The organism is Mycobacterium sp. AT1, from assembly GCF_002043095.1.
Classification (GTDB): Bacteria; Actinomycetota; Actinomycetes; order Mycobacteriales; family Mycobacteriaceae; genus Mycobacterium.
Genome location: NZ_MVOC01000044.1, coordinates 152,162 through 165,387 on the forward strand (window position 1 = coordinate 152,162; position 13,226 = coordinate 165,387).

The window sequence follows — 13,226 nt, forward strand, 5'->3', positions numbered from 1 at the left end:
GACCACTGGGACGGTTGTGTTCAGTGAGTCATCGCTTGATGCTCATCCGTGACCGTGTCGCAACCTACTGCGCAGTTCGTCGAGACTTCACTTGTTTACGAGAAGTTGCTTCACGCGCGACAACTCGTGCAGTCTCGGCGCGGCTGGCCGGCATCGCTACGGTGCCATCGCCCCGTCGACGACCGTAAGCTCCTCGGAAAGCCCAGCAGCACGCCGGATCTCGACGAACGCCTCGACCATGGCTTCGGTCAACTCGTGCGCGTCGGCGAGCGTGGCACCGTCGGACAGCACCGAGACGTTGAGCTGGTCGACGTAGCTCCACACCGTGATGTTGAGCCCGCTGCCGGTGGTGAGCGGACCCACCGAATAGATCTCGGTGACCAGCGCTCCGCCCACCCGCCCGTGCTCGCGAGGGCCCGGCACGTTGGAGATGGGCAAGTTCAGCACCTTGTTCTGACCGTCCTTGTTGGCCAGACAGCGGAACAGGGCTTCGGCGGGCGCAGGCGGGAAGTACGCCGACCATCGGCTCACCAACTCGGGGCCCATCAGGTGGTGGGTCTCCTTCGCCGACACCGCGGCGTCGTGCACGGCTCGCACCCGCTCGAGCGGATCGGCCATCTCCACCGGAAGCGTCATCATCACACCGGTGAAGTAGTTGCCCGAGATGCGATCGCGGGAGAAGTCGAAACTGACTGGGACAGAAGCCAACAGCGGATGATCCGCGTGCCCGTCGTACTTCTGCAGCAGCTGACGCAACGCCCCCGCGGAGATCGCCAGCACCATGTCGTTGATGGTCACGCCCAGCTGCTTGCCGGTCTGCTTGACGTCGACGAGCGGCAGCGTCGCCGTCGCGAACTTACGGGTCGCGTCGACCATGTGGTTCATGAAGGTGGGCGGCGGGGTGAACGGTCGGGTCAGTTCCGGCCCCAGCTTGTGCGGGCTCTTGCGCACCCGGCCCAGCCCCTGAGCGGTGTACCGCATGGTGGCGGGCAGCCTGCCGATCTGACGCAGGTGGTCACCAAAGGCGGTGCGCACCAACTCCGCCTTGGTGGGCGCCGGGTCGGTTGCGTAGGAATCTCGGTCGTCCGGCGCGGTCTGAAGGTCCATTCCGCGCGCCATCAGATTCGCCGAGGCCACACCGTCGGCCAGCGCGTGGTGGATCTTGCCGAGCACGGCGATCCGGCCGTCGGCCAGCCCCTCGATGAAGTACATCTCCCACAGCGGCTTGCTGCGATCCAGCGGCGTGCTGGCGATCTTGCCGACGGCGTCGTCGAGTTGCCTGCGCCCACCCGGGCTCTCCACCCGGTACGGACGAATGTGGTACTCGAGGTCGACTTCGCAGTTCTCCCGCCACATCGGATGGTGAAACTTCAGCGGGATGTCGACCAGCTCGTAGCGGAACGGGTCGAGTTTGTGCAGCCGACCGTGGATGACCTTTCGAAAGTCCTCGACGCCGAACGTCCGGCCCTTCAGCTCGTCGAGCGCGATGACGGCCAACTTCAGCGTATGCATGTGCACGGTCGGCGTTTCGCTGTACAGAAGTACCGCGTCCCACCCGCTGAGCCTCTTCACGCGGTTATATAACCGCCCTTGCCGCCGCCGCCGTCTGGTTTCGGTGAACTTCGTTGAGGAACAATCCGATTGCCGTGGCCGTCGACCCCGTCCTGGCGCCGTCGGTCATGTCGAAGCCGTGTCCGGCGCCCGGCAACTCCACGTAGCCGACCACCGAACGGGACTCGCCGCGCAGCTTCTGGACGAAGTCCCGCGCCTGCTGCACGGGGATGACGGTGTCGCCGCCGCCGTGGATCACCAGGAACGGCGGTGCGTCGGCGTGGGTGCGAGCGATCGGGGACGCCCTGCGGAAGATCTCCGGGTGCCTGGCGATCTTGCGCTTCACCACGACGCGCTCCAGGAAGTCGACGAAGCGGGCGCGTTCGACGGTGGACTTGTCCTCCCAGTCGTAGCGGCCGTAGATCCCGACGACCGCGTCGACCGAGGTGTCGGAACCCTCGGGCAGTTCGCGCTGCATCTCCGGGTCACCTGCGGTCAATCCGGCCAACGCTGCGAGGTGACCACCGGCCGACGTGCCCGCCACGGCGACGAAGTTCCGGTCACCGCCGAACTTGTCGACGTTGGCCCTGGCCCACGCGATCGCCGTCTTCACGTCGGTGATGTGCTGCGGCCAAGGATGATTCGGGGCGACGCGATAGTCGATCGACAGACACACCCAGCCCATCTCGGCCATGTGGGACATCAGCGCGTAGCCCTGCAGAATGCGTCCGCCGTGCACCCAGGCACCACCGGGCAGGAAGATCATCACCGGTGCGGGCTGGGCGGGCAACTCCTTGGGGCGCCACACGTCGAGCAGCTGAGATGGGCTGTCGCCGTAGCGAACCGAGGAACGATAGACGCTGCGGCGGTGCCCGAGGGCCTTCCACACCGGCGGGGTGCGTTCGGGTGCAGGCCAGGTGATGGCGAGATCCTTCGCGGGGACCACGCCACGCAGCGCGGCCTTGGTGACGGACGCAGTCGCGTCGCGCTGCTCCTTCTTCACCTCGCCGATGCCAGGGGTGAACCAGGACTTGACCGCGGCACCGACGAAGTCCGGGGTGTGCCGAACACCCCAGATGCTCATTGCCGTGATGCCGCCGAGCGGTTCGAGATGCTTGCCGATCACCGGCAGTGACGTCGCGGCGACGCTTGCCGCCAGCATGTAGTCGGCTGGCCCCGCCTTCATCAGCCACCGCACCCGCGTCGTCAGGGTGGGTCCGGGGTACCGGGTGTCCGGTCGAGCCGTCATTTCGCGAGGGTACCCCGGTTGGGTGTGAGGCACACGACACTGTTGAGAATTTGTCTACTCGCTACTCGTCCTTGCCCGGCGCAGGCCGGTTCGCGACCACCGGGAACTGGCCCGTGTAGCCCTCACGCTCCCGAGCCACGGCCAGCACCCGCGACCTGACCGCGAACCAGCCGATGACCAACGCGGGGATGATGACGACCAGGGACGCCACGGTCCACGTCCCGATGGGCGGGTCGAAGGCCATCAGCACCAGCACGCCCACCAGGAACACCAGCGTGAGGTAGCCCGTCCACGGCGTTCCCCACAACCGGAACGACGGGCGCTCCAGAATGCCCTTCTTGGACCAGCGGTACAGCTGAATCTGGCAGATCACGATGGTGCCCCACGACGCGATGATGCCCAGCGCCGCCACGTTGAGCACGATCTCGAACGCCTGCGCCGGTACGACGCCGTTGAGCAGCACGCCGAACAGTCCGATCACCGCCGTCAGGCAGATGCCGCCGTAGGGCACCCCGCGCTTGTTCATCAACGACGTGAACTTCGGTGCGCTGCCGTTCATCGCCATCGACCGCAGAATCCGACCCGTCGAGTACAGCCCGGCGTTGAGGCTCGAGAACGCGGCCGTCAGGACCACGATGTTCATGATCGTGCCTGCGCCGTCGACCCCGATCTTGGAGAAGAACGTGACGAACGGGCTCTCCCCCGACTTGTAGGCCGTGTACGGCAGCAACAGCCCAAGCAAGAACACCGAGCCGACGTAGAAGAGCGCGATCCGGGCGATGACGGAGTTGATGGCCCGCGGCATGATCTTCGCGGGATTGGCCGTCTCGCCCGCCGCCGTCCCGACGAGTTCGACTGCGGCATAGGCGAACACCACGCCGGAGGTGACGATGACGACCGGGAACAGCCCCGTCGGGAACAGTCCGCCGTGGTCGGCGATCACGCTGAAACCGGTGTCCTGACCCTCGATCTTGTAGCGGCCCGCCAGGAAGATCGTGCCGGCAACCAGGAACGTCACCAGTGCGATCACCTTGATCAGCGCCGCCCAGAACTCGAGTTCACCGAACACCTTGACCGAGATCATGTTCATGCCGAGCACCATGGCCAGCGCGATCAGCGCGATCAACCACTGCGGGATGTCGGCGAAGGCCTTCCAGAAGTGGAAGTAGGTGGCGATCGCCGTGGAGTCCACGATCGCCGTCATCGCCCAGTTGAGAAAGTACATCCACCCGGCGACGAAGGCCGCCTTCTCGCCGAGGAATTCGCGGGCGTAGGACACGAACGAGCCGGACGACGGCCGGTGCAGCACCAATTCACCGAGTGCCCGCAAGATCAGGAACACGAAGACGCCGCAGAAGGCGTACACCAGGAACAGCGCGGGTCCCGCGCTGGCGAGCCTGCCACCCGCACCGAGGAACAGCCCGGTGCCGATCGCCCCTCCAATCGCGATCATCTGAAGCTGACGCGGCTTGAGGCCCTTCTCGTAGCCGGCGTCCTCGGTCGTGAACGCGGAGTTGTCGTAGTCCTCCTGCTTGGTCGCCTCCGGCTCCGTGCTCATCGGGTCGCCTCCGGCTCCGTGCTCATCGGGTCGCCCCGTTCGACGGCGGCACCACCGGCGGCGGTTTCGACGTGTCGTTGATGTCGCGAAAGGTGAACGCAAAACCGAACACCGCGAGGACGGCAGCGATCGCGTACCCGACGATCGACCACCACCCCACGTGCAAATAGGCGGTGACGGCGACGATCCCCATCGCCAGGAACACCATGGACATCCCGATCAACGGGATCTTGGCAGTCAGGTCGATACGTGCCATGGCACCTACCTCGCGTCGTCGTCGAGCCGAAGTTGGGTTCTGATGTCAGTAGACACCCGTGCCGGAGAAACGTGCCGGAAATCACGTCGACTCACAGGCAACCGAGACACGGAATGGCGTCGAAGCCGGTCACGGTACGGCCGCAGACGTGGCGTCCCCTGCGAGGCTGTGCCACGCTTGATGCCGTGGCTAGCACATGCGGCCAGCTCATCGTCGTGGAAGGCAGGGGCGTGGAAGGCGGGTTCGTGCCGACACCTCGACGGAGCCGGGCACGGTGAAGAACCCCCAGACGGGTGGCGGCGTCCCTGACCTGGCATCCGTGCTCGCCGCGCTCGACGACAAGTGTTCGGGTCCCGAGGGTGAGACCAAGCGACGGCAGACCCGCGCGCACCGCCGAGGGATCCTCACCCTGGTCATGATCGTCGTGCTCGTCGGCGGTGTGATCCAGCTGCTCACGTCCACCCCGGAGGCGCCCCGGACCGCCAGCGGCGGCAGCCGCGCCAGCATCGTGTTCAGCAACGCTGGCACCGGAACGTGCCTCAGCTGGCCCCCCGACGCGCCCGACAAGCCGTCGTTCGTGCAGTGCCGTTCGGACCACATGTTCGAAGTCGCCAAACCCGTCGACATGAACGGTTTCGGCGAGCCGTGCCAGCTCGCCGTGCGCGAATACCTGGGAACCCACTACGACCCGAACAGCCGATTCACCATCAGCGTTCTCTGGGCGGGTGACGCGGACGGGACCAACACCGGCAGCCGCAACCTGTTGTGCGGACTCCAGTTGCTCGGCCAAGAGGGCAAGCCGGTGCCCTTCAAGGGCCGCATCGTCGACGTTGACCAGTCGAAGGTCTGGGCGCCGGGCACCTGCCTCGGCCTCGATTCGGCGAACCGGTCGACCGACATTCCCGTCGACTGCTCGACACCGCACGGCCTCGAGGTCACCGGCTCGGTGAGCCTGGCCGAGCGGTTCACGGGGAGCCTGCCGTCCGACTCGGAGCAGCGCTCGTTCATCACCGAGGCCTGCACCCGCACGGCCGACGCCTACCTGGCGCCCGCCAGGTTGAGCACGTCCGGACTGTCCCTCGGTGTCGAGCCGGTGTCCGCCGTCAGTTGGGCGGCGGGCAGCAAGCAGGTGTCGTGCGGCATCGGCAAGCCCGCCGTACAGGGCTGGACGCCACGGTCGGGAAGCGTGCGAACGTCGTCGCCTGCGGATCTGCCTCCCCCACCGGCACCGTCGCCGTCACCTCCGCCTCCCCCGCCGCCCAGCGCGTCGGAGCCCGCGCCTCCGCCGGTCTACGAAGAGCCCCTGATTCCGATCGGGCCGCTGCCGACCGAGACCCCGCCTCCCGCGCCGACGACCACCGCCGCACCCACCGAGACTTCGACGGCCCCGGCCCCGACGACCGAGGTCCCAACCACGACGGGCACGGCGCCTCCGCTTGGACCACCGCCGGGACCGGCGACGGCGCCCAGTGAGACCAGCACTCCAGCGCCACCAGGAATCCTCGAGATTCCCGGCCTTCCTCCGATCACGCTGCCCGGCTACGTCCCGCCGGAACCCGCGCCCGCGCCTGCTGCTTAACGCACGGACGCCGCGGAACGGATGCGGCCCAGCCCGACCAGCGCCACCAGGGTGACCACCAGCAGGACGGTCGTTCCCGCGGCCGCCTGGAACGCCTGCCCACGGTCGGTGAGCGCGAAGATGCTGACGGGCAACGTCTTCCACGTCGCCGGATACACCATCACCGTGACGCCGAGCTCGCCCATCGACAACGCGACGGCGACACCAGCGGCCGCACCCAACGCCGGGAGCAACATCGGCAGCGTCACCCGCATCAGCACCCGAATGGGGCTGGCCCCAAGGGATTCCGCGGCCAGTCGGTAGGCCGGATCGAGGCGGTCCAGCGCGGCCGACACGGCACTGAAGGAAAAGGCCAGCACCAGGACGGCGTGCCCAAGGATGACGATCCACCGCGTTCCGCCGAGCAGCAGCGGCGGCGAGTTGAAGGCAATCAGCAGGCCGAGCCCAAGGGCCACCGACGGCACCGCGATCGGCAGGTGGAACACCGCGTCGACGATCCGGCTCAGCCACCGCGGCGCCTCCCGCGCCGCAAGCGCCGCCCACGCTCCGAGTACCAACGCCAGACCACCCGCGACGAAGGCGGTTTGCAGGCTGACCGAAAGGCTCGCCAGGTTCTCCCCGGACAGCGCGCCGCCGAGGTGGGCCAGGCCCAGGTTCGACGGGAGCGCACCGGTCCACGACCCCGCCAACCCGGCGAGCATCACCGTCGCCAGTGGCGCGACGAAGACGACGGCAACGACGACCGCGAAGACGCCGAGCAGGACGGCCCTACTTCGCCTGGTCCACAACAACATCGGTGTCCGTCCCTCCTCGTCGTGTCGTCACGCGGGCGAAGACGACCCGGTAGACGGTGTAGAGCGCCAGCGACAGGGCGATCTGCACCGTCGCGATCACCGCCGCGCCCGGCAGGTCGAACGACACGATCCCCCTGGTGTAGATCAGCACCGGCAGCGTGGTCACACCCTTGGCTCCGGTGAACAGCACGATGCCGAACTCGTTGAGCGTCAACAGCAGAACGAGACTGCCGCCGGCCATCAGCGCGGGCCACGCCTCGGGCAGCACCACCGAGCGCAGCACCCGAAGGGGTGACGCACCGAGACTCGCCGCGACGTCGAGCTGTGCCCTTGGCAGCGTCGAAAACGACGCCAACAGCGGACGGACGACGAAAGGCGTGAAGAACGTGATCTCCGCGGCGATCACCCCCACCGGGGTGTAGAGGAAGTCGAGGACGGGCGCCTGATCGCCCGTGACGCCGGCGATGGCGGCGTTGACCGCGCCCGCGGTGCCGTAGAGGAACGTGAAGGCCAACGTGACGAGGAACGACGGCAGCGCCAGCACGGTGTCGATCAGACGACCGACGAGGCGGCTGCCTGGAAACGGCACGAAGGCCAGCACGACGGCCAGGAACGTGCCGAGGACCAGGCAGCCGAGCGTGGAGGTGGCCGCGATCGCGACGGTCCGCCACAGCGCGTCGCGGAACGCCCCCGAGGAAAGCACGCTCAGCCAACTGCTCTGGGTGCCAACGCCCTTCACCGACTCCAGGCACACCCGAATCAGGGGGTACACCGCGGCGAGCAGCACGATCGCCACCGGCGGAACCGCCCACCACACGGCCGCCGACCTCGGCGCGGCCGGTCGGACCGGGGCCTCCGACGTCGACTCGAGGACGGCCGTCACGGGCACTGCACCAGCACGCCGGCGGGCTCGGGGAACCGCAGACCAATCTCGGCCCCGACGTCATACGTCGTCGCACCGGGCACGTCGACGTCGATCACCTGGTCGGCCAAGCCGTGAACCGACACGGTAAGGCGGGTGGTTGCACCCCGCCACACCGCGGCGTTCACCTTGGCGCGCAGCGCATCTCGATCACCGAGGCCGACGACCTTGACGGCGTGCGGGCGAATGCACAGCAGCGCCTTGGACTGTGGCGCCCAGTCCGCTCTGCCGACGGTGGGCTGGGGTGCCTCCGCGCTGACCGTCTTGTGCGCGAAGGTCACCAGCGCCGACGTGCCGATGACCCGCCCCACGGTGCAGGGAATCAGGTTGGCACCACCGAGGAAGGCGGCCGTGAAACTGGTCGGCGGTCGCTTCCAGAGATTCTCGGCCGTGTCGACGTCCATCAGCCGCGCGTCCTTCATCACGACTATCCGGTCGGCCAGTGCCAGCGCCTCACCTTGGTCGTGGGTCACGTAGAGCATCGCGGTGTCGGGCAGCGCCTCCTTGAGTCGTTGCAGCTCTGCGAGCATCGACTGGCGCAGCTGGGCGTCCAGCGCCGCAAGGGGTTCGTCGAGCAGCAGCACGCTCGGCCGGATCGCCAGCGCCCTTGCGATCGCGATCCGCTGTTGTTGGCCACCGGAAAGCTCACGGGGCAGGCGCTTTCCGTAGGCGGACATGCCGACCATGTCCAGTGCTTCGGCGACCCGGGACGTGACCTCGCCACGCGGGACCCGTCGCGACGTCAGACCAAATGCGACGTTGTCGTGCACCCGCATGTGTGGAAACAGTGCGTAGGACTGCAGCACCACCCCGATGCCGCGCTTGGCAGGCGGCAGGTCGGTGACGTCGCGACCGGCGAGCCGGACCGCGCCGGTGGCTGGGCGGACGAACCCGGCCAACGCGTTGAGTGCGGTGGACTTGCCGGACCCGCTGGGGCCAAGGAGCGCCACCGTCTCACCGACGGCCACCCGGAGGTTGAAGTCGACCAGCGCCGTCGTCGTCTTGTTGCCGCGGCCGTAGGTCACGCCGATGCGGTCGAAGGTGATTGCGGGCGTGCCACTTTCGGTGACCGCTTCGCGGCGAACGCTGGTCTTCCCTACCCGGGTCTCGGCCATGATCAGCTGCCGGTGGCCTTCTGGTACGCGGCGACGTCGGCGTCGAGATCCTTGAGCACGGCGTTCCAGTCGGGCACCCACACGTCGACGCCCTCGAGCACCGCGGCCGGGGTGTTCGGTGCGGCCGCACCCTGCGCCGACGAAACCAGTGAGCTCAGCACCGGGATGCCGAGCGCCTCGGGTGCGACGGTCTTCTGGACGTCCTCCGAGACCAGGAAGGAGAGCAGCTTCTTGGCCGAGTCGGCGTGGGGCGCACCCTTGGTGACGCCCGCGACGTAGGGCAGCGAGACGGTGGTCTTCGTGCCGTCGGCGGCGGCCGGGAAGAAGACGGTGAACTTCGACCCGTCGTCCTTGATCGAGCCGAGGTTCATCTGCACGTCTCCGTTGGCGACCAGCAGCTCGCCGTTGCTGACCTTCGGCTGCAACTTGCCGGTCGACGACGACGGTCCTACGTTGTTGGCCTGCAGCTTGCCGAGGTAGTCCAGCGCCGCGGGCTTGCCCATCAGGTGCTGCAGCAGGACGAGCACCGCGGTGCCGTCACCGGCCTGCCCGGGCGTCGAATACTGAAGCTTGCCCTTGTATTCGGGTGCCAGCAGGTCGTTCCAGGTGGCGGGTTGCGGGTTCGCGCCGGGGTTGGCGATGAAGCTGAGCGCGTTGTCCACGACCGGCAGGTAGTGGCCGTCGGGGCCCACCTGGGCGGCCGGGATGCCGCTGACGTCGACGCCGCTCGGCTGCAGCAGACCCGACTGGTCGGCCTTCTGGATGAACGGCGGCAGGGTGACCAACAGGTCGGCCTGCGGGTTCGACTGTTCCTTCTCGACGCGCGAGACCACTTCGCCGGAACCGGCTTCCACCAGGTTGACGTTGACGCCCGTGCTCTTGGTGAAGGCGTCGAACTGGGTCTTGTACCAGGTGGCCAGACCGTCGGCGCTGTACACCGTGATGGTCTCACCCGTTCCCGTACCGGAGGATCCGGTGCCGCCACACGCCGTCAGGGTGACGGCGAGGGTCACAGCGGTCATGGCCGCCAAGGTCTTTCGAAGCGTCATCTCTGCGTCCTAGGGTTGGTGGTCGAGGATCAGGTCGGCGAACTCGGATACCGTCGGCACCACGTGGGTGGCTCCGGCGTCGTACAACTGCTTCTCGCCGTGGGCTCCCGTGAGAGTGCCTGCGGCGATGGAACATCCGGCGCGCAGCGCGCTGGTGACGTCACTGGTGGTGTCACCGAGTGCGGCGACGTCACCGACGCCGTCGACGCCCAGCCGCATCAGGGCGGTCAGGATGAGGTCCGGGTAGGGACGGCCGCGCACCCCTGCGCCGGGCGCCAGCACCAGGTCGACGGCGGACTCCCAGCCAAGCGCGGCCAGCAGCTTCTGCTGCGTCGGCCCGCTGAATCCCGTCGTCAGCGCCACCTTGACGCCGGCGTCGCGAAGGCGCGCGATCGCATCGGCAGCGCCGTCGACCGCTCTGGCGTGGCCCTCGTCGATCGCCGCCGCGTATGCGCTCTCGAAGGCGGCGTTGGCCCGCTGGGCAAGGTCCTCGGCGCCGAACAATGCACGGAACACGACGATCTTGGACTGGCCCATCGTGTCGAGCACGTACTGGCGGGCGTGCTCGCGTTCGGACCCCTCGACGGGTAGGCCCGCTGCCGTCGCGGCAACCTCGAACGAACTGATCACCAGGCCGTCGTCGGCGACGGTGGTTCCTGCCATGTCGAGCACGGCGAGTTGAATCATGCTTGTTTCCTTCATAGTTCGATCAGATCGGCGGTCTGCTCGGCGATGGCGGGTCCGAGCGTCATGCCCCGGCCGCCGGGACCGGTAATCACCCAGACGCCGTCGGCCGCCTTGGTGCGCATCACCAGTTGCCCGGGGTCGACGCATTGGCTGTACACGCCCGCCCACCGGCGCCGGACGGTCGGCAACGGCCGACCGAGGAATTCCTCGACGCGCGTGGCGAGGTAGTCGTAGGGCGCGTCGTCGACGTCGAACGCGAACGGCTCGTCGTATTCGTGGGTGTCGCCGATCGTCAGCCCGCCGTGCAGACGCTGAACGCACAGCAACTGCATGCGCCCCTCGGCCGCGGTCTCGTGCTGAGGTTCGCTGTCCCGCAACCCGTCAAGGGCACTCCCCGCGAAGCCCGGGTAGTAGCGGAAGCTGTCGCCGTCGGCAATGGCCGTGGTGAGTGGCTCGCCGAGAGGGTCGGTCTGCATCATCTGCAACCGCACGCGTCGCACTGGCAGGTCGCCGGCAATCTCGCGGGTCAGACCACCGTGCGCGGCGCCGGGGCACACCAGAACCAGGTCGGCGTCGTGGAGTCTGCCGCGGTCGTCGCGGACGGTGGTGCCGTCGACCGAGCGCGCCTCGGTCCCCGACATGAAGTCGTAACGACCGGTGCTGCAAAGATATTCGCGGATGGCGGGCATCGCCTGGCGTGACTCCACCGCGGCGTCGCGCGAACAGTGCAATGCGGCCAGGAACCGACCCCGCAGTGCGGGATTCAGTGCACGGGCTCGATCGGGCTCGAGTAACTCGAAGCCCCGCGGCGCGGCGTCGGCACGCTCGACGGCCTGTTCGGCGACAGCGACCTCGCGCGGTGTGCGCAACAGCGTCAACGAGCCGGCGGGCCGGAACCCGACGCCGGGGATCGTGGCGCCGATCCGTTCCCACAGTTCACGGGACCGCAGGGCGGCGTCGAGTTCGTGCTCGGCCCGGCCGGAGACCCAAACCAGACCGAAGTTGCGGACGGTCGCGCCGCGGGCCTCCGGCTCGCGCTCGAGCTGGGTGACGTGATGACCGCGCCGAACCGCTTCGAGGGCGTGGGCGGTTCCGAGGATTCCGCCGCCAATGATCGTGACGCGCATGGTGGTTGACCTTCCAGACTCGTGGATACGGGCTGCCGACGCTCCGGTGATGGGAGCCGGAACGGCAGATGAACAATTGGTATAGACCAATCGGGGGTATGCTGCAACCGTGGACGCGATCACCGAAACCGCCCGCCTCCTGTCGTCGCTGCGCGACGTGTGGGACGAAGAAGCGGTCGACGAACTCGACCACGCCCTGCAGTCAGCGGCCCGCGCCGTCGACGACGGTGCCGACGACGAACTGGTGCTCGCCGCCGCGCTGCACGACATCGCGCACAGTCCGTTGTTCGACGCGGCGGCGGCCGAACGGCACGACCAGACGGCCCGGGAGTGGCTGTCACCGCGGTTCGGCGAGCGGGTCGGCTGGCTGGCAGGCCAACACGTCGCCGCCAAGCGGTACCTGGTGGCAACCGATCCCACCTACGGCGCCGCGCTCACCCCGACGTCCTTGACGTCACTTCGGGCCCAGGGCGGCGCCGAGGTCGAACCCGCACTCGTCGCGCACGAGTGGTGGCCAGACGCGCTGCGGCTGCGCCGCTACGACGACGCCGCCAAGGACCCCGACGCCGCCGCGACCGTTACGATCGACGACGTGCTCGCCGTCGCCGAACGCGTTGCCCGCCAGAGGGAGTCATGAGCAAGCCGCACGCGATCCGCACGGCCCTCGACGAGATCCTCGACGGACTCGTCGAGGGCGACGCCTTTCCTCCCGAGCGGGAGTTGGCCGCAGGCTTCGGGGTCGCACGCGAAACCGTGCGGCAGGCGTTGCACGAACTGCTCGTCGAGGGACGCATCGAGCGCCGCGGGCGTGGCACGGTGGTGTCGAAACCTAAGCTGGTGCAGCCCCTTTCACTCAAGTCATATACCGAGGGCGCCCTGAAGATGGGGCGCAAACCGGGCCGTCTCCTGGTCACCTGGGAGGACGTCGAGGCCACCCCCGATCTCACCGCCGCGCTCGACGTCACCGACGGTGCCGCGGTGATGCATCTCGAACGCATCCTCCTCGCCGACGGGCAACGCATCGGGCTGGAGAGCACCTACCTGCCGAAGCATCGCTTCGGCGCGTTCACCGAGACCTTCGATCCGACGACCTCGCTCTATGCCGCGGTCCGGGCCACCGGAGTCGAATTCGGTTCGGCGGTCGAACGAGTGGAGACCGTGCTGGCGTCCCCGCGCGAAGCCGGACTGCTCGAGTCGACGACGGCCATGCCGATGCTGCGGCTGCATCGGCGATCGGTGGACACCGACGGCCGGCCGATCGAAGTGGTCCGCTCGCTGTATCGCGGTGACCGAGTGGCGTTCGAAGCCCTGCTCGACGATCGCGATTAGGCGCGCGGGA

At 68.1% G+C, this 13,226-nt stretch carries 12 protein-coding genes and 1 pseudogene; 3 read left to right on the forward strand and 10 right to left on the reverse strand.

The window, feature by feature from the left end:
- Window positions 1–156: 156 nt before the first annotated feature.
- From B1790_RS20645 to B1790_RS20660, 4 genes and pseudogenes are all read right to left on the reverse strand, one after another.
- Window positions 157–1,572: a wax ester/triacylglycerol synthase family O-acyltransferase gene (locus B1790_RS20645; protein ID WP_079925104.1), complete on the reverse strand. Its 1,416-nt coding sequence runs from the start codon at window positions 1,570–1,572 to the stop codon at window positions 157–159.
- 4 nt (window positions 1,573–1,576) lie between these two features.
- On the reverse strand, window positions 1,577–2,800 hold the full coding sequence (locus tag B1790_RS20650) for an alpha/beta hydrolase (protein ID WP_079925105.1): 1,224 nt from the start codon (window positions 2,798–2,800) through the stop codon (window positions 1,577–1,579).
- A gap of 61 nt (window positions 2,801–2,861) precedes the next feature.
- The gene (locus B1790_RS20655) at window positions 2,862–4,358 is read right to left on the reverse strand and encodes an amino acid permease (RefSeq protein ID WP_079925106.1); all 1,497 of its coding nucleotides are present in this window, start codon (window positions 4,356–4,358) and stop codon (window positions 2,862–2,864) included.
- Between the two features lie 76 nt (window positions 4,359–4,434).
- Window positions 4,435–4,614, reverse strand: a pseudogene (locus tag B1790_RS20660) (hypothetical protein); the annotation flags it as partial.
- A 274-nt stretch (window positions 4,615–4,888) separates the two neighbouring features.
- Here B1790_RS20660 and B1790_RS20665 point away from each other — a divergent pair.
- The gene (locus B1790_RS20665; protein WP_158083858.1) at window positions 4,889–6,193 is read left to right on the forward strand and encodes a septum formation family protein; all 1,305 of its coding nucleotides are present in this window, start codon (window positions 4,889–4,891) and stop codon (window positions 6,191–6,193) included.
- Here B1790_RS20665 and B1790_RS20670 read toward each other — a convergent pair.
- The 6 genes from B1790_RS20670 to B1790_RS20695 are packed head-to-tail and all read right to left on the reverse strand — an operon-like array spanning window position 6,190 to window position 11,887.
- On the reverse strand, window positions 6,190–6,987 hold the full coding sequence (locus tag B1790_RS20670; RefSeq protein WP_079925109.1) for an ABC transporter permease: 798 nt from the start codon (window positions 6,985–6,987) through the stop codon (window positions 6,190–6,192). The genes B1790_RS20665 and B1790_RS20670 overlap by 4 nt on opposite strands.
- A complete protein-coding gene (locus B1790_RS20675; protein ID WP_079925162.1) occupies window positions 6,962–7,870 on the reverse strand; it encodes a 2-aminoethylphosphonate ABC transporter permease subunit in 909 nt (302 codons plus the stop codon). Before B1790_RS20675 ends, B1790_RS20670 begins: the two co-directional genes overlap by 26 nt.
- Entirely contained in the window at window positions 7,867–9,024 is a 1,158-nt protein-coding gene (locus tag B1790_RS20680) for an ABC transporter ATP-binding protein (RefSeq protein WP_079925110.1), read from the reverse strand. Before B1790_RS20680 ends, B1790_RS20675 begins: the two co-directional genes overlap by 4 nt.
- 2 nt (window positions 9,025–9,026) lie before the next feature.
- Complete coding sequence (locus B1790_RS20685) at window positions 9,027–10,073, reverse strand: 2-aminoethylphosphonate ABC transporter substrate-binding protein (RefSeq protein WP_079925111.1); 1,047 nt, start codon at window positions 10,071–10,073, stop codon at window positions 9,027–9,029.
- A gap of 9 nt (window positions 10,074–10,082) precedes the next feature.
- Entirely contained in the window at window positions 10,083–10,760 is a 678-nt protein-coding gene (locus B1790_RS20690) for a phosphonatase-like hydrolase (protein WP_233165236.1), read from the reverse strand.
- Window positions 10,761–10,771: 11 nt separating this feature from the next.
- The gene (locus B1790_RS20695; RefSeq protein WP_079925113.1) at window positions 10,772–11,887 is read right to left on the reverse strand and encodes a TIGR03364 family FAD-dependent oxidoreductase; all 1,116 of its coding nucleotides are present in this window, start codon (window positions 11,885–11,887) and stop codon (window positions 10,772–10,774) included.
- A 109-nt stretch (window positions 11,888–11,996) separates the two neighbouring features.
- Here B1790_RS20695 and B1790_RS20700 point away from each other — a divergent pair, with 109 nt between their 5' ends.
- Both B1790_RS20700 and B1790_RS20705 read left to right on the forward strand, forming a co-directional pair.
- Window positions 11,997–12,524 (forward strand): HD family phosphohydrolase, encoded by a 528-nt coding sequence (locus B1790_RS20700; RefSeq protein ID WP_079925114.1) that lies wholly within the window; start codon window positions 11,997–11,999, stop codon window positions 12,522–12,524.
- The gene (locus tag B1790_RS20705) at window positions 12,521–13,216 is read left to right on the forward strand and encodes a GntR family transcriptional regulator (RefSeq protein WP_079925115.1); all 696 of its coding nucleotides are present in this window, start codon (window positions 12,521–12,523) and stop codon (window positions 13,214–13,216) included. The genes B1790_RS20700 and B1790_RS20705 overlap by 4 nt, the downstream gene beginning before the upstream one ends.
- Window positions 13,217–13,226 lie beyond the last annotated feature (10 nt).

Excerpts from the sequence above, each read along its gene's own strand:
- B1790_RS20650 (WP_079925105.1), bottom strand. The coding sequence starts at position 2,800 with ATGACGGCTCGACCGGACACCCGGTACCCCGGACCCACCCTGACGACG.
- B1790_RS20655 (WP_079925106.1), bottom strand. The coding sequence starts at position 4,358 with ATGAGCACGGAGCCGGAGGCGACCAAGCAGGAGGACTACGACAACTCC.
- B1790_RS20670 (WP_079925109.1), bottom strand. The coding sequence starts at position 6,987 with ATGTTGTTGTGGACCAGGCGAAGTAGGGCCGTCCTGCTCGGCGTCTTC.
- B1790_RS20680 (WP_079925110.1), bottom strand. The coding sequence starts at position 9,024 with ATGGCCGAGACCCGGGTAGGGAAGACCAGCGTTCGCCGCGAAGCGGTC.
- B1790_RS20685 (WP_079925111.1), bottom strand. The coding sequence starts at position 10,073 with ATGACGCTTCGAAAGACCTTGGCGGCCATGACCGCTGTGACCCTCGCC.
- B1790_RS20690 (WP_233165236.1), bottom strand. The coding sequence starts at position 10,760 with ATGATTCAACTCGCCGTGCTCGACATGGCAGGAACCACCGTCGCCGAC.
- B1790_RS20695 (WP_079925113.1), bottom strand. The coding sequence starts at position 11,887 with ATGCGCGTCACGATCATTGGCGGCGGAATCCTCGGAACCGCCCACGCC.
- B1790_RS20705 (WP_079925115.1), top strand. The coding sequence starts at position 12,521 with ATGAGCAAGCCGCACGCGATCCGCACGGCCCTCGACGAGATCCTCGAC.